This window comes from Leisingera sp. S2M4 (genome assembly GCF_055398055.1).
In genome coordinates this window covers 2,797,489-2,823,603 of sequence record NZ_AP040861.1, presented here as the reverse complement: position 1 = coordinate 2,823,603, position 26,115 = coordinate 2,797,489, and the positions used below count along the sequence as shown (strand labels likewise).

Here is a 26,115-nt window from a genome sequence, read left to right as displayed (position 1 = left end):
AAATGCAAGCTGGTCGTCAGTCGTCCGACTGGGCGTCGGCGCGGCTCTTGCCAGAGACATTCAAGGCCAGCGTCGCTGCCATGAAACCGTCCAGGTCGCCGTCCAGCACCCCCTTGGTATCGGAGGTCTCATAGTTGGTGCGCAGATCCTTGACCATCTGGTAGGGCTGCAACACGTAGGAGCGGATCTGGTTGCCCCAGCCTGCATCGCCCTTGGCCTCATGCGCGGCGTTGATGTCGGCGTTGCGGCGGTCGAGTTCGAGCTGATAGAGCCGCGATTTCAGCGCCTTCATGGCAATGTCGCGGTTCTGGTGCTGCGACTTTTCGGAGGAGGTCACCACGATGCCGGTGGGAATGTGGGTGATCCGCACCGCCGAGTCGGTGGTGTTCACGTGCTGGCCGCCCGCACCCGAGGAACGGTAGGTGTCGATGCGAATGTCGGCCGGGTTCACCTCGATCTCGATGTTGTCGTCAACCACCGGGTAGACCCAGACCGAGCTGAACGAGGTGTGGCGCTTGGCCGCCGAGTCATAGGGCGAGATCCGCACGAGGCGATGCACGCCGCTCTCGGACTTCAGCCAGCCATAGGCGTTGTGGCCGGAGATTTTATAGGCGGCGGATTTGATGCCCGCCTCTTCGCCCGGGCTTTCGGACTGCAGCTCGACCTTGTAGCCCTTCTTCTCGGCCCAGCGGACGTACATGCGGGCGAGCATGGAGGCCCAGTCGCAGCTTTCGGTACCGCCCGCGCCTGCGTTGATTTCAAGGAATGTGTCGTTGGCGTCGGCTTCGCCGTCCAGCAGCGCTTCCAGCTCCTTCTCGGCGGCCGTGACCTTCAGCGCGGCCAGGGCGACCTCCGCATCCTTGATCACGTCCTCGTCCTCTTCCATCTCGCCCAGTTCGATCAGCTCGATGTTGTCGGAGAGATCCTGCTTGATGCCCTTGTAGGTGTTGATCGCGTCAACCAGCGCCTGGCGCTCGCGCATCAGTTTCTGCGCCGCTTCCGGGTCGTCCCACAGGTTGGGGTCCTCGACCCGCGCGTTGAACTCCTCCAACCGGTATTCGGCGGTTTCCCAGTTCAGCCGCTGGGCCAGCAGCTCCAGCGATTTCTCGATGTCCGCCACGATGTTCTGGGTTTCCGCGCGCATGGGGTGTCCTTGCAATCTTGGGCAATGTCAGGTCAGGCCTGCGTGATAGACCACACTTGCGCCGCGGGCAAGCCAGCAGCGGCGCAAGCCAGCGATAGCGGTCAGTACAGGCCACCGGAGCTGATAGTACCAAAGGTTGCCTTGGGCCCGAGCACAGCGGTCCCGCCACTGGAGGTGGTCACCTTGCGACCGGACTGCTGAACTTCCTCCACCAGCGGCAGGTTGGAGCCCATGGCAAAGCCGCCGTCATAGGTCAGGCCAAAGATCGGCTCTTCCCCGTCACGGAAGTATTCTGCCACCACGTAGGGGCCGGACGCGTCGTTGGGCAGCCGCGCACCGGTGTAGCGGTCGATCTTGATGAAATGGCCACCTTCGGGCACCTCGAACGGGCCGCCGCCGTATTTCTCGACGGCCTTTTCCATGAACTGCTGAAACACCGGCCCGCACATGGTGCCGCCATAGGCGCCGCGGCCCATCGGGCGCGGCTGGTCAAAGCCCATGTAGCAGCCCGCAACGATGTTGGAGGTAAAGCCAACAAACCAGACGTCGCGGGAGTCATTGGTGGTACCGGTCTTGCCAGCGGTGGGCACCGGCAGGTTGATGACGCTTGATGCGGTGCCGCGGTCGACCACGCCCTTCATCATCGAGGTGAGCTGATAGGCGGTGATCGGATCCATCACCTGCTCACGATCCGCGATTATGCGAGGCTTCTGGCCAGCAGGCAATTCCGGATCGGCGCAATCAACGCAGTCACGGTCGTCGTGGCGGTAGATGGTCCGGCCGAAACGGTCCTGCACCCGGTCCACCAGCGTCGGCTGCACCCGCTCGCCGCCATTCGCGAACATCGCGTAGGCCGCCACCATCTTGTACAGCGTGGTTTCCTCGGCACCGAGCGAGTTCGCGAGGAAAGCGCCCATGTTGTCATAGACCCCAAAGCGCTCGGCATAGCCCGCCACAACCGGCATGCCGACCTCCTGCGCCAGACGGATCGTCATCAGGTTCCGGCTCATCTCGATGCCGGTACGCAAGGGCGTCGGTCCGTAGAACTTGTTCGAGGAGTTCTTGGGCCGCCACAGACCTTGCGGCGTGTTGATCTCGATCGGGGCGTCAACGACGATGGTGGCCGGGCTGTAGCCACTGTCCAGCGCCGCGGCATAGACGAAGGGTTTGAAGCTGGAGCCCGGCTGGCGCATCGCCTGGGTAGCCCGGTTGAACACCGAATGCTGGTAGGAGAAGCCGCCCTGCATCGCCAGAACGCGGCCCGAATCCACGTCCATCGCCACGAAGCCGCCCTGCACTTCCGGCACCTGCCGCAGCGACCAGTGGCTGAATTCGCCGTCTTTCTTTTCCGCCCGCACCAGCACCACGTCACCGCGGCTGATGTTGTCCTTGAAGCTGCCCTTCATCCACTTGATGTCCGCACGCGGCACGGATCCCGTGCCCTCGTGCCCCTCGACACCAACGGTCAGCGCCTGGTCGCCGACCTCGAGCGCCACGGCCGGGTACCATTTGCCCCCCAGGTCAATGTCGCGCGGCACATCGGCCTCGGCCAGGGCGGCGCGCCAGGAGGCCTCGTCCACCAGCTGGGATTCCTCCAGCTCGACACCGGTGCCGCGCCAGATGCCGCGCGAGCGGTCGTACTTCTGCAATCCGGTGCGCAGCGCCAGGGCAGCTTCGGCCTGCATTTCATGGTCGATGGTGGCGCGCACGGTAAAGCCGCCGGTGAAGAATTCACCCTCGCCGAAATCCTGTGTCAGCTGGCGGCGAATCTCGTCGGTGAAATAGTCGCGCGGCGGCAAGGTGGTGCGGAAGCTTTCGAAATCGCCGTTCTGCACCGAGCGCAGGGGCTGCGCCACTTCCACCTTGTAGACATCATCCGAGATATAGCCGTTCTCGCGCATTTCCCGCAGCACGTAGTTGCGCCGCGCCAGCAGCCGCTCCTTTTCACGCACCGGATGGTAGTCCGAAGGCGCCTTGGGCATCGCCGCCAGGGTCGCGGCCTCATGCGGGGCCAGCTCGCCAAGGGTCTTGTTGAAATAGGTCTGCGCTGCAGCCGTCACCCCGTAGGAGTTCTGGCCAAGGAAAATCTCGTTCAGGTACAGCTCGAGGATGCGTTCCTTGTCCAGCGTCTCTTCCAGCCGCGTGGCGAGGATGATTTCCTTGATCTTGCGCTCGGCCCGGCGGTCACCGGACAAGAGAAAGTTCTTCATCACCTGCTGGGTGATGGTAGAGGCGCCGCGCACGTTCTTGCCGCGCGACTGGATCGCCTCGATTGCCGCGGCCGCAATACCACGGGCGTCATAGCCGGCGTGGCTGTAGAAATTCTTGTCTTCCGCAGAGATGAACGCCTGCTTCACCAGGTCCGGGATTTCCGACGACGGGGTATACAGGCGACGTTCCTTGGCGAATTCGTCGATCAGGTGGCCCTCGCCGGAATAGATCCGGCTGATCGTCGGCGGCTGGTACTGGGCCAGCGATTCATGGCTGGGCAGATCACGGCCATAGGTCCAGAACACCGCTCCGATGGTCAGCGCGACCATCGCCACTCCAAGGGTGATGGTGCTGAAAATGGAACCAAAGAAGGAGAGTATGAACCTGAGCACGGAGTTGGGCCTTTCTCGCGAGATGACGCCTATATAGGCACGCTGCCGCGCGGGGTCAAAAGCTCAAAGCGCGGATCGCCACGTAAAACGGCGGGAAAAAACCACTGGTTTTCACCGCTGAAGCCGCCCCGCGCCTTGCCGCTGGTCAATTCCGGCACGATTACGCCGATCGGCGCATGTCTTACTGCCTCACCAAGGCCCGGCGCGCGTCATCTTCGGCCCGCCACGTGATCAGCCCATTCAGGATACCGCGCACCGCCTTGGCGCGCCAATCCGGGTCGATCAGGTTCTTCAGATCCCGTTTGCTGGACAGAAAACCGATCTCCACCAGCACTGACGGAATATCCGCAGATTTCAGCACCGAGAACCCGGCCTTGCGCAGCGGCCGGTTGTTGATCGGGCGTCCCTGCGCCCGCAGCCCGTCGATCAGCGCCGCCGCCAGCGCGTCGCTGCGCGGTTGCGTCTCCAGTCGCGCGAGGTCCAGCATCACCCCGGTCACCTCGTCATCCGCTTCGCTGAGGTCGGTGCCGGAGAGCAGATCGCCACGCAGATGCCGTTCCGCCAGCTTGGCCGAAGCCGCATCCGAAGCCTCCCGCGACAGGGTATAGACGGTAGAGCCATGGGCCCGGCCCTCGGAAATCGAATCCGCGTGCAACGAGATGAAGACGTCGGCCCCCGCCTGATGCGCCATGGCGATGCGCCGCTCGAGCGAGACGAAATAATCGTCGTCCCGTGTCAGGGCCACGGTGAACTGGCCAGAGCGCAGCAGCGCCTCGCCCAGCTCGCGGGCGAACTGCAGCATCAGCTGTTTTTCGCTGATGCCGCCTTCCGCCTCGGCGCCCGGATCGATGCCCCCATGGCCGGGGTCCAGCATCACCAGCATCGGCGCATGTTCATCGCGTGGCGCACGCCCCTGCATGACCTGGGGCTGCGGCAGATCCCAACGCGGATCGTCGGGCGCGCCCGCACGGGCCGCAAACGCCTCCGCGCTGGTCGGCTCCAATGTCAGCTCAAGCCGGGCCGCGGCGGTGACCGGATCAACCTCCATCGCGGCGACAGCAACCTGCATCGGGGCCGCCAGCTCCAGAACCAACCGCGACCAGCCCGGCACATAGGTGCCGAACTGCGCCGCCTTGACCTGCTCGCCCTCCAGCAATCGCGCAACGGTCAGCCCGGTCCAGTCGACTTCCTGAAAATCCAGAACCAGACGCGGCGGCCCGTCCAGAGTGAACAACCGGTAAGGCACCCCCTGGCTGAGCCCCAGCGACACCTCGACCCCCTGCCCGGCATCGCGCACCCGGCTGGTTTCGGCATCGATACGTGCAAGGCCGCTGAAGCCCTGAGCGCCCGCCGACTGGGCCCACGCGGCCCCTGTCAGCAGCCAGATCAGCGTGATGATGGAAAACAGCCTGCCCATGCCCCGGCCCCCGTTTCTTGGTTTTGCGCGCAAGGTAGGCAATTCGACCGGAATTTGAAATCCGCCTTTTCGCCTTTAGCCGCGCTGCGCCATGAAGGCCCTCAGCCGCGCCAGCCCCTCCTCGATATCCGCGGTTGACCGCGCATAGGAGAACCGCAGCGTCGTGGCCCCGCGCACCGGGTCGAAATCCAGTCCCGGAGTGACGGCAACGCCAGCCTTTTCAAGAATTTCCGCGGCAAAGTTGCGGCTGTCCGACGTCAGGTCCGAGACATCCGCATAGACGTAGAACGCCCCGTCCGGCGGCGCGATATTGGTGAAACCGGCCTTGGGCAGCCCCTCTAGCATCAACTGGCGGTTCTTTGCGTAAACGGCAAGGTTCCCGCGCAGCTCCTCCTCGCAGTCCATCGCCGCCAGAGCCGCAACCTGGCTGGCGTGCGGTGCGCAGATGAACATGTTCTGGGCGATGCGCTCGACCACCCGCACGTGATCCTCCGGCACGACCATCCAGCCGACCCGCCAGCCGGTCATGGAAAAGAACTTGGAGAAAGAGTTGATGACATAGGTCTCGTCGGTGATCTCCAGCGCGGTGACGGCTTTGGCCTCGTATTCCAACCCGTGATAGATCTCGTCCGAGATGAAGCTGGCGCCAGCCTCCTGGGTGGCCTCGATCAATGCGCGCATCGCGGCGTGGTCCAGCATGGTGCCGGTCGGGTTGGCGGGCGAAGCTACCATCAGCCCGGCCAGATCCTGCCCCCTGAGATCCGCTGCCACCGGCTGCAGCCGGTTTTCCGGCGCGGTCTGGATGTCCACCGGCGTCAGCCCCAGGGCCTTCAGGATCTGCCGGTACGAGGGGTAGCCCGGCGCGCCGATGCCAACCCGGTCGCCGCTGTCGAACAGCGCCGTGAAGGCCAGCAGAAATGCGCCGGAAGAGCCCGGCGTGATGATCACCCGCTCCGGGTTCAGATCAACGTTGTACCACTCGCCGTAAAGCCGCGCGATGCGGCGGCGCAGCTCCGGCAGTCCCAGTGCCACGGTGTAGCCGAGGGCGTTGGTTTCCAGCGCAGCTCCCAGCGCCTTCAACGCACCCGAGGGCGCGCCGGTGGCGGGTTGACCAACCTCCATGTGAATGATGTGGCGGCCGGCCTCCTCGGCCTTGCGGGCGGCCTCCATTACATCCATCACAATAAAAGGATCGACGTCGGAGCGGCTTGAGTTTCGCATTCTGATCTCCCATGGTGCGCGCATGAGTTTTGACCGTTTCTTCCGGCTGGCGTCAATCCCGGCCATGGTGCTGTGTGCGCTGGTGCATTTCGCCACGGCGGTGCAAGCGGCGTCGATTTCCCTGCTGCGCGATCCGGACATCGAACACGGTCTGACCCGGCTGGCGGCACCGGTTCTGAACGCCGCCGGGCTGAACGCCAAGCGGGTTCGGATCCTGCTGGTGAACGATTCGTCCTTCAATGCCTTCGTGGTGGATTCGCGCACCATCTTCATTCACTACGGCCTGGTCCGGAAAGCGACCACGCCGGAAATGCTGCAGGCCGTGATCGCGCATGAAGCCGCCCATATCACCAATGGCCACATCGCCCGCCGGATGCAGAACCTGCGCTCGGCCAACAATGCCGCCGGGCTGGGCATGGCGCTGGCAGTGCTGGCCGCGGCCGCCGGTGCCGGAGAGGCGGCGGGCGGCATTGCCGTCGGCAGCCAGAACACGGCGCTGCGCGGCTTCCTGGCCCACACCCGGGCCGAGGAAAGCTCCGCCGACCGCGCCGCCGAGGACTATCTGAACCGCGCCGGTATCAGCCCCCAGGGTCTGGTGGACCTGCATCAGGTCTTTGCCGGACAAGAGGTGTTGAGCGCGGCCAACCAGGATCCCTACATGCGGTCGCACCCGCTCAGCCGCGACCGATTGCGGGCGGCACGGGCCTATGTCGCCGCGCATGGCGACAAGGGGCAGACCGACGCCGAGGCGCAATACTGGTTTGCCCGTCTGCAGGGCAAGCTCTCCGCCTTCACCCGCTCCCCGAAATGGACTTTGCGCCGCGCGCGCAGCGAACGCTACAAGGACGTGCGCCTGATGCGCGAGGCCGCCGCTCACCACCGGCGCAACGACATGTCCAAAGCGCTGAAGGCGATCAACGGAGCACTTGCACAGCGCCCCGGTGATGCCTTCTATCACGAGCTGAAGGGCCAGATCCTGATGGAAAACCGCCAGTGGTCCGCCGCCCTGTCGGCCTATGGCCGCGCCGCGGCCCTCGCCCCGCGGGAGCCACTGATCCTGGCCGGACAGGGGCGCGCGCTGCTCGCTGCGGGCCAGCCCAAGGCGGCGCTGGCAGTGCTGGAAAAAGCCCGCCACCAGGATTTTCGCAACCAGGTGATGCTGCGCGACATGTCCCTCGCCTACGCCAAGACCGGCCAGCGCGGCATGGCCGCCCTCGTCACCGCCGAACGCTATGCCCTGCAAGGGCGGCTGGAGGACGCCGGTATCCACGCCAAACGCGCGATGGCGCAGCTGCCCGCAGGCTCGCCCGCGGCCCGGCGGGCGCAGGATGTGCTGGTGGCCTACGAACAAGATCAAAAAAGGAAGAAACGGAAATGAAACCCCTGACCCGTGCCGCCGCCATGGCCGCCACCGCCCTGAGCCTGCTGGGCGCCCCCGCGCAGGCCTTTGACCTGACGGCGATGAGCGATGCCGAACGCGAAGCCTTTGGCGCCGAAGTGCGCGCCTACCTGCTGGAGAACCCCGAGCTGATCCTCGAGGCGGTGGACCTGCTGGAACAGCGCCAGCAGGAAGCCGAAGCCGCGCGCGATGACGCCCTCGTGGCCGAGAACATGGAAGAGCTGATCAACGATGGCTACTCCTGGGTCGGCGGCAACCCTGATGGCGACATCACGCTGGTCGAGTTCATGGACTACCGTTGCGGCTACTGCCGCCGGGCCGCACCCGAAGTCGCCGAGCTGCTGGAAAATGACGGCAACATCCGCCTGATCATCAAGGAGTTCCCGATTCTCGGCGAGGCCTCGGTGATGGCGTCACGCTTCGCTGTGGCGACCAAGCTGGAGGCCGGCGACGACGCCTACAAGCAGGTTCATGACGCGCTGATCGCCTTCACCGGCGAGCCGAACGAAGTGGCACTGCGCCGTCTCGCCGAAGGGCTGTCGCTGGACGCAGATGCGATCCTGGCGCGGATGGACAGCGACGAGGTGACCGCCCAGTTGCGCCAGACCCGTGCTCTGGCGCAGAATTTGGCGATCTCCGGCACGCCGACCTTTGTGCTCGGCACCGAAATGTTGCGCGGCTTTCTGCCCGCGGAGCAGATGGAGATCATGGTGGCCGAAATCCGCGAACAGCAGAGCTGATCCGACAGCACAGGACCGGGGCTTTGCCCCGGACCCCAGAGTATTTTCAGAAAGATGAAAACGACGGGCGCGCCCGCAGACGCCGTTATTCTGCCGCGTCCTGCGCTGTTCTGGCCTGGGCTGCCTCGATCTCGGCGGCCTTTTTCTCGACCTCTTCAACGATGTGATCGACCATCTGGTCGTTGGACATCTTGTGGCTGGCCTTGCCCGCCAGATAGACCATGCCGGAGCCTGCACCGCCGCCGGTGAAGCCGACATCGGTCATCAGCGCCTCGCCGGGGCCATTGACCACGCAGCCGATGATGCTGAGGCTCATCGGGGTCTTCACATGCTCCAGCCGCCGCTCCAGCTTTTCCACCGTCTTGATCACGTCAAACCCCTGCCGCGCACAGCTGGGACAGGAGATGATGTTGACGCCGCGATGGCGCAGGCCGAGGGATTTGAGGATCTCGAAGCCGACCTTGACCTCTTCGACCGGATCGGCGGACAGGCTGACGCGCAGGGTGTCGCCGATGCCCATCCACAGCAATTGGCCAAGGCCGATGGCGGATTTGATGGTGCCGGAGACAAAGCCCCCTGCCTCGGTAATACCGAGGTGGATCGGCGCGTCGGTGGCCTCCGCCAGCTGCTGGTAGGCGGCAGCGGACATGAAGACATCCGACGCCTTCACCGAGATCTTGAACTCGTGGAAGTCGTGGTCCTGCAGGATGCGGATGTGATCAAGGCCGGATTCAACCATCGCTTCCGGGCACGGCTCGCCGTATTTTTCCAGCAGGTGCTTTTCGAGGCTGCCCGCGTTCACGCCGATGCGGATCGAGCAGTTGTGGTCGCGGGCGGCCTTGATCACCTCGGCCACGCGCTTTTCATCACCGATGTTGCCGGGGTTGATGCGCAGGCAGGCGGCACCGGCTTCGGCGGCCTCGATGCCGCGCTTGTAGTGGAAATGGATGTCGGCGACGATCGGCACCGGGCTTTCGCGGACGATCTCCTTCAGCGCCCGCGACGACGCCTCGTCCGGCACCGAGACACGCACGAGGTCGGCGCCGGCCTCAGCCGCCGCCTGCACCTGGGCCACCGTCGCCGCCACATCGGTGGTCAGCGTATTGGTCATCGTCTGCACCGCAATCGGGGCGTCGCCGCCAATGGCGACGTTGCCGACGTGGATCTGGCGGCTTTTGCGGCGCTCGATGTGGCGCCAGGGGCGGATATGGTTCATCGACATGAGTGGCGTGTCCCGGCTGGATCCTGTTGGCGTCTAGATACGCGCAGGCGGGCGGAGCTGCAATGGCAGCCGCCAAAAGCCCGCAGGTTTCATGAAATCGTTACTCGCCCGGCTGGGTTTCGGGCTGCGCCTGCAACTGTGCCACCAAGGTCGCAAGCGCCTGGTTCCGGTCATCCGCCAGATCAGCCAGTTCGAAGCGGCTGGTGATCGCATCCATCGACAGTTCGATGTTCTTGGAGACCTGGCCGCGCTTGCCGACGGGGCCGAAATGTTCCCCGTTGACAGCAAAGTAGATGGCGCTGCTCTCGCCGGTGCGCAACTTGGGTGCATCCTCGGTCAGAGGCACCTGGAAGCGCTGGCCTGCATCCATGATGGTTTCGAAGATCACGCTGCCATCCGCCGCGGTAACCTGCACCCAGGACGGCCGCACGGCCACCATTTCGACGCCGGGTTTGACCTCTGCAACCACCTGCGGCACCGGCTGATGCGGCCCGGCGACTGTCGCATCATGCGGCAGGCTCGCCTCGGCAAGTGCAAGGCTGGGCGGTTCGGGTGCCGCGAAATTGCCAAGGCTGGAAGGGTCCAGCGTCGCGATCGGCGCATCGCGCGCGACAAGCACCGGCACGTCCAGCGCCTGCGGTCGATAGAGGCGATCCAGCGCTTCGGCCGCCGGATCCTGCGTGCCCTCCTCGCCAAGCAGAACGGCGCTGTTCAGCGGGTCGAGATCCGCCAGAACCGCCGGAGTCTGATCGACCGGGGCGAACTGCACCTGCTGCACCTCTTTCAGCACCGACCAGCCGCCGTAGCCGATGCCGCCGATCAGGGCGACCAGCACCATCAGCGATCCGATGGCGCGCGGCTCGATCTGGCTCAGCAGGCTGCTGGGTGCAGGCACATAAGGGGTTGCAGAGCCGGTGAAGGCATCACCGCCCAGCCCGGTGGAGCGCACCCGCGGCGCAGCGCCGGCCTTGCTCCGCCCCGAGGCCTCGGCCGACATGCCATGGGCAACGCTGAAGCCGCTTTCCCGGCAGAAGGCGTTGAACGCCTCTTCCGGATCCATGTTCAGATATCGCGCGTAGGACCGCACGTAACCGGCGATGAAGCCGGGGGTGTCAAAGGCGGAAGGATCGGAATTTTCAATGGCGGCAATGTAGGAGGCCTTGATGCGCAATTCTCGCTGCACATCCAGCAGCGATTTGCCCATGGTGGCGCGCTCCCCGCGCATCATGTCGCCCAATCGCAGCTCGAAATCGTCAAAACCCTTGGGTTCCGCCGGTTTGTCATGCTCTTCATGCTTGCGCTGAGTAAAGCGCCCGATCATGCCTGCCGTCCCATAAATGCCTGCCGCAATCGTCCCCGAGTGGTGAAAGAATCACAGTTGCGACTCAAATCCACGTATTGATTGACAACAGCGTAACACACGCAGCGTAAAATTACACTGATCAGTGTGTTAACCGGCAAGTTCGGCACGATTCAGCGCACAATGCGACCACAATGCGTCCATCGCGTTGACCAGCGCATCAATTTCGCGCGGTCCATGCACCGGCGACGGCGTGAAGCGCAGCCGCTCGGTGCCACGCGGCACGGTCGGGAAGTTGATCGGCTGCACGTAGATGCCGTAATCCTCGAGCAGATGATCGGACAGCACCTTGGTATGCACCGGGTTGCCGACGATCACCGGCACGATGTGGCTGCCGTGATCGATGATCGGCAGGCCCAGCCCTTTCAGGCGCAATTTCAGTACCTTGGCCTGTTCCTGATGCTTGTCGCGCAGCTCCTGCGCCTGCTTCAGATGCGCAACCGAGGCCGCCGCCCCTGCCGCCACCGCAGGTGCCAGCGAGGTGGTGAAGATGAAGCCCGGCGCGTAGGAGCGGATCGCATCGCACATCTTGGCGGAGGCCGCGATATAGCCGCCCATGACGCCATAGGCCTTGGCCAAGGTGCCGTTGATGATGTCGATGCGATGCGCCAGACGGTCCCGCTCGGTCACGCCGCCGCCGCGCGGGCCGTACATGCCGACCGCATGGACCTCGTCGATATAGGTCAGCGCGCCGAACTCATCGGCCAGGTCGCAGATCTCGGCGATCGGGCCGAAATCGCCGTCCATCGAGTAGACCGACTCAAAGGCGATCAGCTTGGGCGCCTTGGGGTCGTCCGCCTCCAGCAGCTCGCGCAGATGGGCAACGTCGTTATGGCGGAAGATGCGCTTGGCCCCGCCATTGCGGCGCACGCCCTCGATCATCGAGGCATGGTTCAGCGCATCGGAATAGATGATCAGGCCCGGGAACAGCTTGGGCAGAGTCGAAAGCGTCGCGTCATTGGCGATATAGGCAGAGGTGAACAGCAGCGCCGCTTCCTTGCCGTGCAGGTCCGCCAGTTCCGCCTCTAGCTGCTTGTGATAGACCGTGGTGCCGGAGATGTTGCGGGTGCCGCCCGAGCCTGCACCGGTCGCATCGATCGCCTCATGCATGGCCTGCAGCACCACCGGGTGCTGGCCCATGCCCAGGTAGTCGTTGCCGCACCAGACGGTGATATCCTGCTGGCTGCCGTCTGGACGCGACCAGACCGCATGCGGAAAATGGCCCTTCTTGCGCTCGATGTCGATGAAGGTCCGGTAGCGGCCCTCGTCATGAAGGCTGGCAATCGCTGCGTCCAGTTTCGCGGTATAGTCCACCGGCATCTCCATAGCTAAAGGTGTTCCAGAGGAACACGCGGGGCTGTGTTCAGGGCACTGCCTTCTGGCGATGCGGCCACATTCACGTTGGCGACGTGGTTACCGCAGCTGCCCCTTCCGATCAACTCCATACGCCCAGGCCCGGCTGCGCGACATTGATGCAGGTCAAATAGAACTTATTGCATGTGTCGGCAAGAACTCCTGCCGCCTGCGCGCCGGATTGTGACGGTGCGTCGCACGCCCGCATTGCCTGCCGCACTGCCGGGCAGCCCAGGAAAGGCAGCGCCAGCGGTTGTTTGCAGCCTCTGGCCCCTGCCGGGGCACGCTGTTAGGCTCCGCGGCAAAACGACACCAGCGCCGGCGCGTCCGGCCAGGAAGGAGACCACGAGAATGGCATTGAACGACGTATTGGACCGCATCGACGCAGATCTGAGCGCAGCAACCGACCGGCTGCTGGACCTGCTGCGCATCCAGTCGATTTCCACCGATCCTGCCTACAAGGCCGAGTGCGACAAGGCCGCGGACTGGCTGGTGGCCGACCTCAACAGCATCGGCATCAAGGCGGAAAAACGCGAAACGCCCGGCCATCCGATGGTCGTGGGCCATGTCGGCGAGGAGAACAGCGACGCGCCGCATCTGTTGTTCTACGGCCACTATGACGTACAGCCGGTTGATCCGCTGAACCTGTGGAACACGCCGCCGTTCGAACCCCAGCTGGAGGAAACCCCGAACGGCACCGTGATCCGCGGCCGCGGGGCCTCGGACGACAAGGGCCAGCTGATGACCTTCGTCGAGGCCTGCCGCGCCTGGAAGGCGGTGAACGGTTCCCTGCCCTGCCGCATCACCTTCTTCTTCGAGGGCGAAGAAGAAAGCGGCTCGCCCTCGCTGATCCCCTTCCTCGAGGCCGCCAAGGAAGAACTGTCGGCCGACATCGCGCTGATCTGCGACACCTCGATGGTGTCGCGCGGGGTGCCGTCGATTGCATCGCAGCTGCGCGGCATGCTGAAGGATGAATTTACCCTGACCGGCCCGCGCATCGACCTGCATTCGGGCCATTACGGCGGCCCGGGCCTGAACCCGCTGCGCGAGATCTCGCATATCATCGCCTCGTTCCACGATCCCGAGACCGGCGCCGTGGCGGTCGACGGCTTCTACGAGGGCGTGCACGAGGTGCCCGAGGACATACTGCGCCAGTGGCAGGGCTGCGGCTTTGACGAGCAGGACTACCTGTCCAACGCAGGCTACACCCAAGCGCACGGGGAAAAAAAATACTCGGTGCTGGAACAGCAGTGGGCGCGCCCGACGCTGGAGATCAACGGGCTGTGGGGCGGCTACCAGGGCGCAGGCTCGAAAACCGTGATCCCGGCGCAGGCGCATTGCAAGATCACCTGCCGCCTGGTCGGCGACATGGACCCCGACGCGCTGCGCCAGAAGATCCGCAAACACGTCGAGGACCGGCTGCCCGCCGATTGCACCGTCACCTGGGACGTGGACCTCGAAGGCTCCCCCGCCTATGTGATCGACACCACCCGCCCCGAATTCAAAGCCGCCCGCGGCGCGCTGAGCGACGAATGGAGCCGCGAGGCGGTGTTCTCGGGCATGGGCGGCTCGATCCCGGTGGCGGGCTATTTCAAGTCGATCCTCGGCATGGACGCGATGCTGATCGGCTTTGCCAACGAAGATGACGCGATCCACTCGCCGAACGAGAAATACGACCTGGAGAGCTTCCACAAGGGCATCCGCTCCTGGGCGCGGGTCCTCGACGCGCTGTCGCGGAAGTAAGCCGCCGCAGGTGGAAGCTCTGAAGGGCTCCGCCCGTTCGACCCTGAAACGCTCCCCCGGAGCGTTTCCTGAACGGGCCTTACTCCACAAGGGCATCCGCTCCTGGGCAAGGGTTCTCGACGCGCTGTCGCGCAAGTAGACGGCGTCGGATTGAGGCACCCCAGGTGCCGTCTTGATAGCCACAAAGCCCCGGCTTCGGCCGGGGCTTTTTTACACCCGCGTACCGGTGTTCAGCCTGCGTCGCGGATCACCGGCCTCGGGCGGGCGTTTTCATCCAGCGCCACGAAGGTGAAAATCGCCTCGGTCACCTGCTGGGTCTCCTCCTGATGGCGGGCCCGGCGCCAGGCCCGCACCCGGATGCGCATCGAGGTGCGCCCGATTTTCAGCATTTCCGCAAACAGCGACACCTCGTCCCCCACCAGCACCGGGCGGTGAAACTGGATCTCCTCGACCGAGACCGTCGACGCCCTGCCCTTGGAGACCCGCGCGGCGATGGTTCCCGCCGCAAGGTCCATCTGGCTCATCAGCCAGCCACCAAAGATGTCGCCCGCCGGGTTGGTATCGGTGGGCATCGCGATCACGCGCAGCGTGGGCTGGGTTTCGGGCGGCTGCATCTGCTGGCTCATCTACTGTCTCCTGGCGCAAACGGGGCTATCCCCAGCATTGCAGCCGCGCACAGCAGACGAAAGAGCCAAGCGACGAAACACCCGAAAGCGAAGCGCCTCGGTGCCATCAAAACAGGCAAATTCCTGGAGAAGTGGGGAAAGTGGCGCGGTTGACGGGGCTCGAACCCGCGACCCCCGGCGTGACAGGCCGGTACTCTAACCAACTGAGCTACAACCGCGCATGGGCCTTTCGGCTGGCCATCTCTGGCCGATGTCCCCTCCGGGGCGGACCCTGAAACGTCAGGGCGGCGGGCGAAAGTGGCGCGGTTGACGGGGCTCGAACCCGCGACCCCCGGCGTGACAGGCCGGTACTCTAACCAACTGAGCTACAACCGCATTTTCGCCTTGCGGCGGACCGTTTCCAGTCCAATTCCCCTCCGGGGCGGGTTCCGTTTCAACCCCGGAACAGGGGCGCAGCAGTGGCGCGGTTGACGGGGCTCGAACCCGCGACCCCCGGCGTGACAGGCCGGTACTCTAACCAACTGAGCTACAACCGCCCGCTGCGTCTTCAGCATCGCTGCTGAATGTTGGGCTGTAATATGCGCCACCCTGCGCACCGTCAAGCCGTGTTTTGCCTTTTTCGGAACTTTCCTGGAAAAAAATCCAAACCCACCCCCAAACCCCTGAAACAAAACAAAAAACGCCTCCACGAAACCCGTGAAGGCGTATGCGTTCAGTCGTCGAAAATAGGGAGAATGGTGGGTCGTGAGAGGCTCGAACTCCCGACATCTTCGGTGTAAACGAAGCGCTCTACCAACTGAGCTAACGACCCGTTGGCCGGGGATTTAGACAATGGCGCTGGCGGACGCAAGAGGAAAAAGAAGATTTTTTTGCCCCGCGAACGCACCGACCGACGGCCTAGGCCAGGACCGTTTCCTGGCCGTTCTCCAGAACATACACGCACCCCTGCCCGTTCGGCAGCGCCGCCATCTGGTCCCGCGTCAGCCCGCAGGCAATTCCCCGCATGACCTGCCCCAGAAGCCCATGGGCCACCACGACCGACGGACCTTCAAGCGACTGCATGAAGGCGAGGATGCGACCGTGAAAGCGCTCATACCCCTCGCCGCCCGGCGCATTACAGAACAGGTCCAGATTCTGCGGGTTGTTGGCATAGATCTCCGGGTAGGTGCGCTCGACTTCCGACAGGGTCATGCCCTGCAACTCGCCCGCATAGGCCTCGGCCAACCTCGGATCGGTTTCATACGGGGCACCGCCCAACGCAATGTCCGCAGTCTGCTGCGCGCGCCCCAGCGGAGAGACGAAGCAGCGCAGATCCGGCGTCAGATAGGGCCGCATCAATTGCGCCTGACGACGCGCCTGCTCGATTCCCAGCTGGGTCAACGGTGATTCCAACTGTCCCTGGATGCGGCGCTCGGCATTCCAGTGGGTCTGTCCATGACGCAACAGCCAGATCTTTGGAAAGGGCATGGCGGCCTCCTTGTTTGCCCTCACAGTGGTAACGGCAGCGACAGGCAACAGGAAGCCGGAAACAACAGGCGCAAAAGCAAAAGGCGCTCAACCTTTTTCAGGGAGCGCCTTACAGAAAGATGGTGGGTGATAAGAGATTTGAACTCCTGACATCTTCGATGTGAACGAAGCGCTCTACCACTGAGCTAATCACCCGTGAGGCAGGGTATTACCCGCAGGCCGCGGCCTCTGCAAGAGGGTCCGGGGAAGAAATTTTACCCGACGCGCAATTTTATCGGCTCTCGCCAACAGCACTCAGCAACTGGGCAGCGCATCCCGCTGAATCATCGTGCGCAGGGTGAAGCTCGATCGCGTGTTGCGAATCCCCGGCACCCGCATCAGCCGGTCCTCGAGGAAACGGTCAAAGTCGGCAAGATCTTCCGCCACCACCCGCAGCAGGATATCCCGGGTGCCGGTCATCAGGTAGCATTCCATCACCTGGTCGAACCGGCGCACCGCGTTTTCAAAGGCCATCAATGCGTCCCGCGATTGCCGCTCCAGCTCCACCGCCACGAAGATCGTCACCGGCAGCCCCAGCTTGGCCTGGTCCACCCGGGCCGAATAGCCGCTGATGACACCGCTTTCCTCGAGGTTAGCCACCCGCCGCGCACAGGGCGTCGGAGACAGGCCGACCATGGACGACAGCTCCGATATCCGCAGCCGCCCATTGCGCTGCAAGGCTGCCACGATCTTACGATCAATCGAATCCACGCCGATTTCCTCCAAAATTCTCTTTCAGATGACACCCTACCACCAAAACTGCCCTTTCGAGCAGACATTTTTGGTGAAAACCGGCTCTGCGACCAGACTAGTATTCCGGCACCCTGAGGAGGAACTGTCCAGATGTCCGTGACCGCCGTTGCATCCACCACCCATGAAGAAATCGTCCGCGTCGAGGACGCCTCTATCGGACTGGTGGGATATATCGCCATCCATTCCACCCTGCTCGGCCCCGCAGCTGGCGGGCTGCGCATGCGCCCCTATGCCTCCGAGGACGAGGCCCTCACCGACGTCAAGCGCCTCAGCGAGGGCATGACCTACAAGAACGCCGCAGCCGGTCTGCCGCTGGGCGGCGGCAAGGCGGTCATCATCGGCGACCCGACGGCGCAGAAATCGCCGGAGCTGCTCCGCGCCTTCGCCCGCGCCATCAACACGCTGGACGGGCGCTACATCACCGCCGAGGACATGGGCATGACCCCGGCCGACATGGCCCTGCTGGCCGAGGAAACCAGCTGCGTCGCCGGTCTGCCGGATGGTGAGTTCGCCAGCGGCGACCCCTCGCCGGTGACCGCGCGCGGGATCTTCAACGCCATCTGCACCACGCAGGCGCACAAGCACGGCAGCCGCGACCTCAACGGGCTCACCGTATCGGTTCAGGGGCTGGGGCATGTCGGCTGGTACCTCTGCCAGTTCCTCTTCGAAGCAGGCGCCAAACTGGTGGTGACCGATATCGACGCCGCCCGGGTTGAAAAGGCCGTGGCGGAATTCGACGCGCGCCCCGTCGGGCTCGAGGAAATCTACGGCGTGCAGGCCGACATCTTTGCGCCCTGCGCCATCGGCGGCATTCTGAACGCCCAGACGATCCCGCAACTGAAGGTAAGCATCGTCGCAGGCGGCGCCAACAACCAGCTCGCCACACCGGCGGACGGTGCCGCGCTGCATGACCGTGGCATCCTCTATGCGCCCGATTTCGTCGCCAACGGTGGCGGAATCATCAATGTCGCAACGGAAATCCTGAAGATCTCGGACCGGGCCGGCTTCGTGGCCGAAAAACTGGCCGCGCTGGACGCCACCCTAGCCACCATCCTCAACCAGGCGCGGGTCGAGAATACCAGCCCGGACGCGGTCGCCATCGCCACCGTGCAGGCCCGGATGGCGCGCGAGGCGGCCTGAACGCCGCCGCGCCCCGCCCTGTCAAACAGCCTGCGGCCCGGCGGCGCCTCCCTCGTCCCGGCTTCAGGCGCGGCTGGTTGCCCTGTCGGGGTCGCCAGCGTGCCGGGCCGGGCAACCGGTCCGGCGCCTCCGCCGCCAGACAAGCGAATAACGACGCCCCGTCACAGAAGGGCCAGAACGGAAGAGAACACCTGAAAAGGGCGGCCCACGACGGGGCCGCCCTCTTTTTTGCACGGGTAGGATCTGGTGGCAGGCCGCAGCCTGCCCCGCCCGGCCCGCCAACAGGACGAGCACCGGGCAACCCGGTATCAGTGGGCGGTGGCAGAGGCGCCGTCGCCCTGTTCCTTCAGCGCCGCCTTGGCAGCAGCGGCTTCCTCGGCCTCTTCGTCCCACTCGATGGGCTCGGGCTTGGAAACCAGCGCATGTTCCAGCACCTCGGACACATGGGAGACAGGGATGATTTCCAGCCCCTCTTTCACGTTGTCCGGGATATCCGGCAGGTCTTTCTCGTTCTCCTGCGGGATCAGCACCGTCTTGATACCGCCGCGCAGCGCTGCCAGCAGCTTTTCCTTCAGACCGCCGATGGCGCTGGCATTGCCGCGCAGGGTGACCTCGCCGGTCATGGCGATGTCCTTGCGCACCGGAATGCCGGTCAGCACCGAAACGATGGCGGTCACCATCGCCAGACCGGCGCTGGGGCCATCCTTGGGGGTGGCGCCATCGGGGACGTGGACGTGGATGTCCAGCTTGTCAAAGCGCGGCGGCTTGACGCCGATCTGCGGGCTGATCGAACGCACGTAGCTCGACGCCGCCTCGATCGACTCCTTCATCACGTCGCCCAGCTTGCCGGTGGTCTTCATCCGCCCCTTGCCCGGCAGACGCAGCGCCTCGATCGACAGCAGCTCGCCGCCGACGGAGGTATAGGCCAGCCCGGTGACGACACCGACCTGATCTTCCTTTTCGGCGAGGCCATAGCGGTACTTTTTCACGCCCAGGAATTCGTCCAGGTTGTCGGGCGTGACGGTCACGCTTTCGGCCTCTTTCTTGACGATCTTGGTCAGCGACTTCCGCGCCACCTTGGCGATCTCGCGCTCCAGGTTCCGCACGCCCGCCTCGCGGGTGTAGGTGCGGATCATCTCGGTCAGCGCCTCCTCGGTCAGCTCGAATTCCTTGGCCTTCAGGCCATGGTTCTTCACCTGCTTGGAGATCAGGTGCTGCTTGGCGATCTCGCGCTTTTCGTCCTCGGTGTAGCCGGACAGCGGGATGATCTCCATCCGGTCCAGGAGCGGCCCGGGCATGTTGTAGCTGTTCGAGGTGGTCAGGAACATCACGTTCGAGAGGTCGTATTCGACCTCCAGATAGTGGTCCATGAAGGTGCTGTTCTGTTCAGGGTCCAGAACCTCCAGCATCGCCGAGGCCGGGTCGCCGCGGAAATCCTGCCCCATCTTGTCGATTTCATCGAGCAGGATCAGCGGGTTGGTGGTCTTCGCCTTTTTCAGCGCCTGGATGATCTTGCCGGGCATCGAGCCGATGTAGGTGCGGCGGTGGCCGCGGATCTCGGACTCGTCGCGCACGCCACCCAGCGAGATGCGGATGAACTCGCGCCCCGTCGCCTTGGCGACAGATTTACCCAGCGAGGTCTTACCCACGCCCGGAGGGCCGACAAGGCACAGGATCGGCCCCTTCAGCTTGGCCGAGCGCTGCTGCACCGCCAGGTACTCGACGATGCGTTCCTTGACCTTCTCCAGACCATAGTGATCCGCATCCAGGATCTGCTGGGCGCGGGCCAGGTCTTTCTTGACGCGGGACTTGGTGCCCCACGGGATCGACAGCATCCAGTCGAGGTAGTTGCGCACCACGGTGGCTTCCGCCGACATCGGCGACATGTTCTTGAGCTTCTTCAGCTCTGCCTCGGCCTTTTCGCGCGCTTCCTTGGAGAGCTTGGTGGCGGCGATCTTCTCTTCCAGCTCCTGGATCTCGCCAGAGCCGTCCTCGCCATCGCCGAGTTCCTTCTGAATGGCCTTCATCTGCTCATTCAGGTAGTACTCGCGCTGGGTCTTCTCCATCTGCGACTTGACGCGGGTCTTGATCTTTTTCTCGACCTGAAGGACCGACATTTCGCCCTGCATCAGCCCGTAGACCTTCTCCAGGCGTTCGCTGATGCTGAGGGTTTCCAGCAGTTCCTGCTTGCGGTCGACCTCGATGCCCAGATGGCCCGCCACCAGGTCGGCCAGCTTGGCCGGTTCGGTGGTCTCGCCAACGGCGGACAGCGCTTCCTCGGGGATGTTCTTGCGCACCTTGGCGTAGCGCTCGAACTCGTCTCCCACGGTGCGCACCAGCGCCTCGGTGGTGGTCACGTCGCCCGGAATCTCGGTCAGCTCGACGGCCTTGGCCTCGAAGAAGCTGTCGTTCTCCAGGAATTCGGTGATCTTCACACGGGTCTGGCCTTCGACCAGCACCTTGACGGTGCCGTCGGGCAGTTTCAGCAGCTGCAGCACATTGGCCAGCACGCCAGCGGTGTAGATGCCATCGGTTTCGGGATCGTCCTCGGCCGGGTCGATCTGGCTGGACAGCAGGATCTGCTTGTCATCCGCCATGACCTCTTCCAGGGCACGCACCGATTTTTCCCGGCCCACGAACAGCGGCACGATCATGTGGGGGAACACCACGATGTCGCGCAGCGGCAGGACTGGGTAGGAGGAATTGAGTGGCTCTTGCATACTCGGTCCTTTGGTTTGGCAAGACGGTCCGGCCCCGGTCATCGGCAGCTTTGGCCCGTCTCCTCATTGGATGTCTATATCTGGTGGGGCTGTCGAAGATTTTCAACTGCCCTGCTGCCAGGTTGGGGCTCACCTTGCCCGCACCGACGCCGGATCACAAGGGCGCAAATGGGGAAACGGTGAGCAAAGCAATAACGAGACCGTCAAGCGGGCATGTCGCCTGCGACTTGCGCATCAGGGGCGCTCCAGCGTCACCAGGCCACGGGTGATGTGACCTGCGGGGCCGGTTTCACGGTACGTGCCGCTGATGCGCGTGGCGTCGATCAGGAACAAGCGATAATCGGCGCGCCGGGGCTCGGGGGTGGCCGTATCCAGCGCCGCTTGCAACCGTAATTGCAGCAGCTGATCCGGGCCGCAGGGCAGACGCCCGATCGCCACCTCGTCGAGAAACACCTCCGCCCCTTCCGGCAGATCGCCGCGTCCGACGCTGGCTGCGCGCAAACCGCTGCCCGGCTCCGGAGGGGCGCGATCCCGGACCGAGATCGGCAGCATCCCGGCCACCGGGGAATCCACTACGAGGCGGCCGTTGCGGAAGGTGAGGTTCACCAGCTCGCCACTGCGCTGCGGCATGGGTTCCATGTGGATGCGGCCCGCCGCCGGCACGGCCATCTCGCCCGGCCCCTTGCGCAGGATCCACTGCCCCCGCAGCGCCTGCGCACCGCCCTTGACCAGATCCTCGAGGGGTATGCGGCACCCATCGAGGGCGGGTGCCTTGAAGAAGCTGGACGCCTCCGCCAGCGACCCCGGCGCCGTCTGCACGGTCTGTGCGGTCTCTGCGGTTTGCGCAAGACCGGCTGAACTGCCGCCCAGCACAGCCGCAACGACTAAGGCCTGATACCGGAACATCGCAATCCTCCCCGCTTTTGGCGCAATGCTACCAGCCGAGACCTTCACAACCGGTGAATGCAGCGCCCCCTGCCGAAACGACAGCGACCGGGCATGTCAGCCCGGCCGCCCGTTCAAAGGATGGCAAACTGCCGGGGTCTACTCCGCTGCCTGCGGCAAGGTCGGGTAATCGATAAACCCTTCATCCCCGCCGCCATAGTAGGTCTCGGGGTTGCCTTCGTTCAGCGGCGCGTTTGCTGCCAGCCGGGCCACCAGATCCGGGTTGGCAATAAAGGGGCGGCCAAAGGCGACGAGATCCGCCTCGCCGGACGCGGTTCGCGCCAGCGCCAGATCGCGATCATACCCGTTGTTGGCCATGTAGGTGCCGGTGTAGAGCTTGCGCAGGGTCTCGAAATCCCCCTCGCGGGCTCCGCCGGTGTCCCCTTCGATCATGTGCAGATAGGCCAACCCATAACCGTTCAGACGCTCGATCAGCGGCGTGTAATGGCGCACCGGGTCACTGTCCGACACGTCGTTGAAGGTCGCGAAGGGCGACAGGCGCAGGCCAATGCGGCCCGCCTCCCAGACCGTCAGCAGACCGTCCAGAACCTCGAACAGGAACCGCGCGCGGTTCTCGGGAGAGCCACCATAAGCGTCGGTCCGGGTGTTCACGCCATCCTTCAGAAACTGCTCCAGCAGGTAGCCGTTGGCGGCATGCAACTCGACACCGTCAAAGCCTGCCTCCTTGGCGTATTTCGCCGCCTGCACGTAATCCGAAACGACCCGCTGGATACCCTCCGGGCTCAGCGCCTGCGGCTTGGCTGTCGGCACGAACCCGTCATGGGTAAAGATCTGTGCCTCCGCCGCGACATCGGTCGACGAGACCGCCGGGGTGCCTGCGGGCAGCAGCGACTCGTGGGTGATCCGCCCGACGTGCCACAGCTGAATGACGATCTTGCCGCCCTTGGCGTGGACCGCGTCGGTGACCTTGCGCCAGGCAGCGGCCTGCGCCGCCGTGTGGATGCCCGGAGTCTGGATATAGCCTTTGCCTTCGGGGCTGACCTGGCTGCCCTCGGTGATGATCAATCCGGCGCCCGCCCGCTGGGCGTAATATTCCATATGCCGGTCCAGCACTTCACCGGTCTGGTCATCAGCCCGGTTACGGGTCAGCGGCGCCATGACGATCCGGTTCTTCAACTCGATTGCGCCAGCAGTGCTGGCGGAAAACAATTCTTGGGTCACGGGGTAGTCCCTCCGATCAAAGTTTCCAGCAACAGGAATGTTGCCCGAAAGGAGCTGTGCATGCCGTTCCGCAGTTTCAACCCTCCAGTCTCAGGAATGTTACATGCGGGCGGACTTTTTTGCCCGGCTACCGCCCCGGGGCTTTGGCAACAGCAGAAAATGATGCGCTGCCGGAACGTGAAAAGCCGCCCCGAGGGGCGGCCATTCAGTCGTTCACGAAAGAAGCGATGTACCTCGGCCTTGGGCCAGTCCGGATCACAACCGCTCGATATCGCCCTGGGCGCGGGTCTCGTGGAAGTCCTTCTGCCAGGCCTCGAACGTGCCCGCCGCGATGGCATCCCGCATCCCCTGCATGATCTCCTGGAAGTAATGCAGGTTGTGCCAGGTCAGCAGCATGCCCGAGATCATCTCGTTGCTGCGGAACACATGGTGCAGATAGGCGCGGGAATAGCTGCTGCAGGCAGGGCAGGAACAGTTTTCATCCAGCGGCCGCGGGTCGTCCTGGTGGCGGGCATTCTTGATGTTGACCACGCCGTAGCGGGTAAACGCCTGCCCCGTCCGCCCCGAGCGCGACGGCAGCACGCAGTCCATCATGTCAATGCCACGGGCCACCGCGCCGACGATATCGTCAGGCTTGCCCACGCCCATCAGGTAGCGCGGCTTGTCCTCGGGCAGGAAACCGGGCGCATAATCGAGGCACTCGAACATCGCCTCCTGCCCCTCACCCACGGCGAGGCCACCCACCGCGTAGCCCTCGAACCCGATCTTCTTCAGCGCCTCGGCGCTTTCCTCGCGCAGATCCTTCTCCAGCCCGCCCTGCATGATGCCAAAAAGCGCGTGCCCCGGACGGTCGCCAAACGCCTCGCGGCTGCGCTCGGCCCAGCGCATCGACAGGCGCATGCTGTCGGCGATGCGCTTGCGATCGGCAGGCAGCGCCGGGCATTCGTCGAAACACATCACGATGTCGGAGCCCAGCAAGCGCTGGATCTCCATCGACCGTTCCGGCGTCAACTCATGCTTGGAGCCGTCGACATGGGATTTGAAGGTCACCCCCTTCTCGGTCAGCTTGCGTAGCCCGGCCAGCGACATCACCTGGAACCCGCCCGAGTCGGTCAGGATCGGGCGCTCCCAGTTCATGAACTTGTGCAGACCGCCCAACCGGTCGATGCGCTCGGCGGTGGGGCGCAGCATCAGATGGTAGGTGTTGCCCAGCAGGATATCGGCACCGGTGGCCCGAACGCTCTCCGGCAACATCGCCTTGACGGTGGCAGCGGTGCCCACGGGCATGAACGCCGGGGTACGGATCTCGCCCCGTGGCGTGTTGATAACACCGGTACGCGCCTTGCCGTCGGTTGCCTTCAGTTCAAAGTTGAAAAGCTCTGCCATCTCGTGTTCCTGCCGTTACCATCACACCGGCAAACCGGTGATTCCCCCTAATGCCAAGGAGCCCCGCGCATGTCCACAGCAGACCCGGCGCCGCAACTCAAACTGGGCTGGGAAGAATGGATCAGCCTGCCCGACCTCGGGTTGCCCGCGCTGCGGGCCAAGGTTGATACAGGCGCCCGGACCTCGTCCCTGCATGCCACCGAGATCGAAACCTTCGGCCCGGTTGCCGCACCAAAGGTGCGTTTCATCGTCCACCCCATTCCCGGCCAGTACGACCTTGAGATCCCCTGCTCGGCGGTCATCAAGGACCGCCGCGAGGTGACCTCCTCCAACGGGGAAAGCGAGATGCGTTTCGTCATCGAGACCGCCCTCGAGGTGGCCGGGCGCAGCTGGCCGGTCGAACTGACCCTGACCGACCGCCGCGGCATGGCCCTGCATATGCTGCTGGGACGCCAGGCGCTGGACAACGTGACAGTGGATCCCTCCGACCGCTTCTGCCAGCCGCAGCTGGACTATTCCGTCTATGCCTCCGCCGACATCCGCAAGGCCGCGCCGCCGCGGGCCCTGCGCGTCGCCATCCTCAGCCGCGAGAGCAACTACTCCAACCGCCGCCTGATCGAGGAAGGCGAAAAGCGCGGCCACACGGTGGAGATCATCGACACCACCCGCTGCTACATGGCGATCAACACGCTGGCCCCCGAAATTCACTATGACGGCCAGCGGCTGCCGCGCTTTGACGCGGTGATCCCGCGGATCGGCGCCTCGGTCACCCAATACGGCACCGCCCTGTTGCGACAGTTTGAAACGCTGGGCACCTTCTGCGTCAACGGCTCTGCCGGGATCACCGCCAGCCGCGACAAGCTGCACGCGCATCAGATCCTTGCGCGCCACAAGATCGGCATGCCTGCCACCGCCTTTGCCGCCTCGCCCAAGGACACCACCAATCTGATCGGCATCGCCGGCGGCGCGCCGCTGATCGTCAAGCTCTTGGAAAGCACGCAGGGCAAAGGCGTGGTGCTGGCAGAAACCAAGAAGGCCGCGGAAAGCGTCATCACCGCCTTCCGCGGGCTGCGCGCCAATTTCCTGGTGCAGCAATTCGTCAAGGAGGCCGCGGGCGAGGACATCCGCTGCTTCGTGGTCGGCCACAAGGTGGTCGCGGCGATGAAGCGCTCCGGCGCCGAGGGCGATTTCCGCTCCAACCTGCATCTGGGCGGCAGCGCGGTTGCGGTGCGCATCTCCAAGGAGGAACGCGCCACCGCGGTGCGGGCGGCACGGGCCTTCGGCCTCAACGTCGCGGGCGTCGACCTCTTGCGCTCCGAAAGCGGCCCCAAGGTGCTGGAGGTGAACTCCTCCCCCGGTCTCGAAGGCATCGAGAAAACCTCGGGCAAGAACATCGCCGGGCTGATCCTCGACGAGATCGAGGACCGGGTACGACCGGCTCCCCTGCGGCGGCGCAAGCCCGGGTCTGCGGGCTGACAATCGCGCCAAATCCTGCGGTTGGGGGACATTTCCGGGCTTGCCAGTCCCCCGCCGCCACCGCCATAACTTGTACCCGGCAGAGGCAGAACACCGCTGCCGGGCACGCCCCCTCGGGGCCAGCCGATGCCAGCCTTTTCGGGCCGACAGCCCCCGCTCCGCCTGCCGCCACCGGGCAG

The 26,115-nt window shown here is 64.5% G+C and carries 19 protein-coding genes and 5 tRNA genes; 5 read left to right on the top strand and 19 right to left on the bottom strand.

The annotated features are described in order from the left end of the window. Positions 1 to 16 precede the first annotated feature (16 nt). From prfB to ACZ52D_RS13670, 4 genes are all read right to left on the bottom strand, one after another. Positions 17 to 1,144 (bottom strand): peptide chain release factor 2, encoded by a 1,128-nt coding sequence (gene prfB, locus ACZ52D_RS13685; protein WP_464441644.1) that lies wholly within the window; start codon positions 1,142 to 1,144, stop codon positions 17 to 19. Between the two features lie 101 nt (positions 1,145 to 1,245). Continuing rightward, positions 1,246 to 3,747: a penicillin-binding protein 1A gene (locus tag ACZ52D_RS13680; protein ID WP_222453488.1), complete on the bottom strand. Its 2,502-nt coding sequence runs from the start codon at positions 3,745 to 3,747 to the stop codon at positions 1,246 to 1,248. 181 nt (positions 3,748 to 3,928) lie between these two features. Beyond that, positions 3,929 to 5,164, bottom strand: a complete 1,236-nt coding sequence (locus tag ACZ52D_RS13675; protein ID WP_464441643.1) for an N-acetylmuramoyl-L-alanine amidase — start codon at positions 5,162 to 5,164, stop codon at positions 3,929 to 3,931. 75 nt (positions 5,165 to 5,239) lie between these two features. After that, complete coding sequence (locus tag ACZ52D_RS13670; RefSeq protein WP_464441642.1) at positions 5,240 to 6,385, bottom strand: pyridoxal phosphate-dependent aminotransferase; 1,146 nt, start codon at positions 6,383 to 6,385, stop codon at positions 5,240 to 5,242. 22 nt (positions 6,386 to 6,407) lie between these two features. Between ACZ52D_RS13670 and ACZ52D_RS13665 the strand changes: the two genes are divergently transcribed. Then, a complete protein-coding gene (locus ACZ52D_RS13665) occupies positions 6,408 to 7,763 on the top strand; it encodes a M48 family metalloprotease (protein WP_464441641.1) in 1,356 nt (451 codons plus the stop codon). Beyond that, on the top strand, positions 7,760 to 8,524 hold the full coding sequence (locus ACZ52D_RS13660) for a DsbA family protein (protein WP_222453492.1): 765 nt from the start codon (positions 7,760 to 7,762) through the stop codon (positions 8,522 to 8,524). Before ACZ52D_RS13665 ends, ACZ52D_RS13660 begins: the two co-directional genes overlap by 4 nt. Positions 8,525 to 8,609: 85 nt before the next feature. On the opposite strand, the gene ispG is transcribed toward ACZ52D_RS13660, so the two are convergent. From ispG to hemA, 3 genes are all read right to left on the bottom strand, one after another. Continuing rightward, the gene (ispG, locus tag ACZ52D_RS13655; RefSeq protein WP_222453493.1) at positions 8,610 to 9,746 is read right to left on the bottom strand and encodes a flavodoxin-dependent (E)-4-hydroxy-3-methylbut-2-enyl-diphosphate synthase; all 1,137 of its coding nucleotides are present in this window, start codon (positions 9,744 to 9,746) and stop codon (positions 8,610 to 8,612) included. 100 nt (positions 9,747 to 9,846) lie between these two features. Continuing rightward, a complete protein-coding gene (locus ACZ52D_RS13650; RefSeq protein ID WP_464441640.1) occupies positions 9,847 to 11,067 on the bottom strand; it encodes a helix-turn-helix domain-containing protein in 1,221 nt (406 codons plus the stop codon). A 129-nt stretch (positions 11,068 to 11,196) separates the two neighbouring features. Then, on the bottom strand, positions 11,197 to 12,432 hold the full coding sequence (hemA, locus tag ACZ52D_RS13645; protein ID WP_417472409.1) for a 5-aminolevulinate synthase: 1,236 nt from the start codon (positions 12,430 to 12,432) through the stop codon (positions 11,197 to 11,199). Positions 12,433 to 12,810: 378 nt separating this feature from the next. Between hemA and ACZ52D_RS13640 the strand changes: the two genes are divergently transcribed. After that, a complete protein-coding gene (locus tag ACZ52D_RS13640; protein ID WP_464441639.1) occupies positions 12,811 to 14,202 on the top strand; it encodes a M20/M25/M40 family metallo-hydrolase in 1,392 nt (463 codons plus the stop codon). A gap of 230 nt (positions 14,203 to 14,432) precedes the next feature. Here the strand turns inward: ACZ52D_RS13640 and ACZ52D_RS13635 are convergent, their stop codons facing one another. The 8 genes from ACZ52D_RS13635 to ACZ52D_RS13600 form a co-directional block, all read right to left on the bottom strand. Continuing rightward, positions 14,433 to 14,828 carry an acyl-CoA thioesterase gene (locus tag ACZ52D_RS13635; RefSeq protein ID WP_222453496.1) on the bottom strand — a complete coding sequence of 132 codons (396 nt, stop codon included), beginning with the start codon at positions 14,826 to 14,828 and terminating at the stop codon, positions 14,433 to 14,435. 141 nt (positions 14,829 to 14,969) lie between these two features. Continuing rightward, positions 14,970 to 15,046: transfer RNA gene (locus ACZ52D_RS13630), tRNA-Asp, on the bottom strand. A gap of 80 nt (positions 15,047 to 15,126) precedes the next feature. Further along, positions 15,127 to 15,203 (bottom strand) — tRNA-Asp (locus ACZ52D_RS13625). A gap of 84 nt (positions 15,204 to 15,287) precedes the next feature. Continuing rightward, positions 15,288 to 15,364 (bottom strand) — tRNA-Asp (locus ACZ52D_RS13620). 199 nt (positions 15,365 to 15,563) lie between these two features. Further along, positions 15,564 to 15,639 (bottom strand) — tRNA-Val (locus ACZ52D_RS13615). Positions 15,640 to 15,725: 86 nt separating this feature from the next. Next, on the bottom strand, positions 15,726 to 16,295 hold the full coding sequence (locus ACZ52D_RS13610) for a histidine phosphatase family protein (RefSeq protein WP_464441638.1): 570 nt from the start codon (positions 16,293 to 16,295) through the stop codon (positions 15,726 to 15,728). Positions 16,296 to 16,415: 120 nt separating this feature from the next. Further along, positions 16,416 to 16,490: transfer RNA gene (locus tag ACZ52D_RS13605), tRNA-Val, on the bottom strand. A gap of 99 nt (positions 16,491 to 16,589) precedes the next feature. Beyond that, on the bottom strand, positions 16,590 to 17,045 hold the full coding sequence (locus ACZ52D_RS13600; RefSeq protein WP_222453498.1) for an Lrp/AsnC family transcriptional regulator: 456 nt from the start codon (positions 17,043 to 17,045) through the stop codon (positions 16,590 to 16,592). 132 nt (positions 17,046 to 17,177) lie between these two features. Between ACZ52D_RS13600 and ACZ52D_RS13595 the strand changes: the two genes are divergently transcribed. After that, on the top strand, positions 17,178 to 18,227 hold the full coding sequence (locus tag ACZ52D_RS13595) for a Glu/Leu/Phe/Val family dehydrogenase (RefSeq protein ID WP_464441637.1): 1,050 nt from the start codon (positions 17,178 to 17,180) through the stop codon (positions 18,225 to 18,227). Positions 18,228 to 18,535: 308 nt separating this feature from the next. Here the strand turns inward: ACZ52D_RS13595 and lon are convergent, their stop codons facing one another. The 4 genes from lon to tgt all read right to left on the bottom strand — a co-directional run bounded on the left by lon (position 18,536) and on the right by tgt (position 24,460). Further along, entirely contained in the window at positions 18,536 to 20,947 is a 2,412-nt protein-coding gene (gene lon / locus ACZ52D_RS13590; protein WP_222453500.1) for an endopeptidase La, read from the bottom strand. Between the two features lie 234 nt (positions 20,948 to 21,181). Continuing rightward, positions 21,182 to 21,853, bottom strand: coding sequence for a hypothetical protein (locus tag ACZ52D_RS13585; protein ID WP_464441636.1), 672 nt, complete (start codon positions 21,851 to 21,853; stop codon positions 21,182 to 21,184). Positions 21,854 to 21,991: 138 nt separating this feature from the next. Then, entirely contained in the window at positions 21,992 to 23,074 is a 1,083-nt protein-coding gene (locus ACZ52D_RS13580) for an alkene reductase (protein ID WP_464441635.1), read from the bottom strand. Between the two features lie 255 nt (positions 23,075 to 23,329). Continuing rightward, positions 23,330 to 24,460, bottom strand: a complete 1,131-nt coding sequence (tgt, locus tag ACZ52D_RS13575; RefSeq protein ID WP_464441634.1) for a tRNA guanosine(34) transglycosylase Tgt — start codon at positions 24,458 to 24,460, stop codon at positions 23,330 to 23,332. Positions 24,461 to 24,529: 69 nt separating this feature from the next. On the opposite strand from tgt, the gene rimK reads away from it, so the two are divergent. After that, positions 24,530 to 25,936 carry a 30S ribosomal protein S6--L-glutamate ligase gene (rimK, locus tag ACZ52D_RS13570; protein WP_222453505.1) on the top strand — a complete coding sequence of 469 codons (1,407 nt, stop codon included), beginning with the start codon at positions 24,530 to 24,532 and terminating at the stop codon, positions 25,934 to 25,936. The last annotated feature ends 179 nt before the right edge of the window (positions 25,937 to 26,115 follow it).

What these genes read in the sequence shown, in the direction of transcription:
- prfB (WP_464441644.1), bottom strand. Translation starts at nt 1,144, where the DNA reads ATGCGCGCGGAAACCCAGAACATCGTGGCGGACATCGAGAAATCGCTG.
- ACZ52D_RS13675 (WP_464441643.1), bottom strand. Translation starts at nt 5,164, where the DNA reads ATGGGCAGGCTGTTTTCCATCATCACGCTGATCTGGCTGCTGACAGGG.
- ACZ52D_RS13670 (WP_464441642.1), bottom strand. Translation starts at nt 6,385, where the DNA reads ATGCGAAACTCAAGCCGCTCCGACGTCGATCCTTTTATTGTGATGGAT.
- ACZ52D_RS13665 (WP_464441641.1), top strand. Translation starts at nt 6,408, where the DNA reads ATGAGTTTTGACCGTTTCTTCCGGCTGGCGTCAATCCCGGCCATGGTG.
- ACZ52D_RS13660 (WP_222453492.1), top strand. Translation starts at nt 7,760, where the DNA reads ATGAAACCCCTGACCCGTGCCGCCGCCATGGCCGCCACCGCCCTGAGC.
- ispG (WP_222453493.1), bottom strand. Translation starts at nt 9,746, where the DNA reads ATGTCGATGAACCATATCCGCCCCTGGCGCCACATCGAGCGCCGCAAA.
- ACZ52D_RS13650 (WP_464441640.1), bottom strand. Translation starts at nt 11,067, where the DNA reads ATGATCGGGCGCTTTACTCAGCGCAAGCATGAAGAGCATGACAAACCG.
- hemA (WP_417472409.1), bottom strand. Translation starts at nt 12,432, where the DNA reads ATGGAGATGCCGGTGGACTATACCGCGAAACTGGACGCAGCGATTGCC.
- ACZ52D_RS13640 (WP_464441639.1), top strand. Translation starts at nt 12,811, where the DNA reads ATGGCATTGAACGACGTATTGGACCGCATCGACGCAGATCTGAGCGCA.
- ACZ52D_RS13635 (WP_222453496.1), bottom strand. Translation starts at nt 14,828, where the DNA reads ATGAGCCAGCAGATGCAGCCGCCCGAAACCCAGCCCACGCTGCGCGTG.
- ACZ52D_RS13610 (WP_464441638.1), bottom strand. Translation starts at nt 16,295, where the DNA reads ATGCCCTTTCCAAAGATCTGGCTGTTGCGTCATGGACAGACCCACTGG.
- ACZ52D_RS13595 (WP_464441637.1), top strand. Translation starts at nt 17,178, where the DNA reads ATGTCCGTGACCGCCGTTGCATCCACCACCCATGAAGAAATCGTCCGC.
- lon (WP_222453500.1), bottom strand. Translation starts at nt 20,947, where the DNA reads ATGCAAGAGCCACTCAATTCCTCCTACCCAGTCCTGCCGCTGCGCGAC.
- ACZ52D_RS13585 (WP_464441636.1), bottom strand. Translation starts at nt 21,853, where the DNA reads ATGTTCCGGTATCAGGCCTTAGTCGTTGCGGCTGTGCTGGGCGGCAGT.
- tgt (WP_464441634.1), bottom strand. Translation starts at nt 24,460, where the DNA reads ATGGCAGAGCTTTTCAACTTTGAACTGAAGGCAACCGACGGCAAGGCG.
- rimK (WP_222453505.1), top strand. Translation starts at nt 24,530, where the DNA reads ATGTCCACAGCAGACCCGGCGCCGCAACTCAAACTGGGCTGGGAAGAA.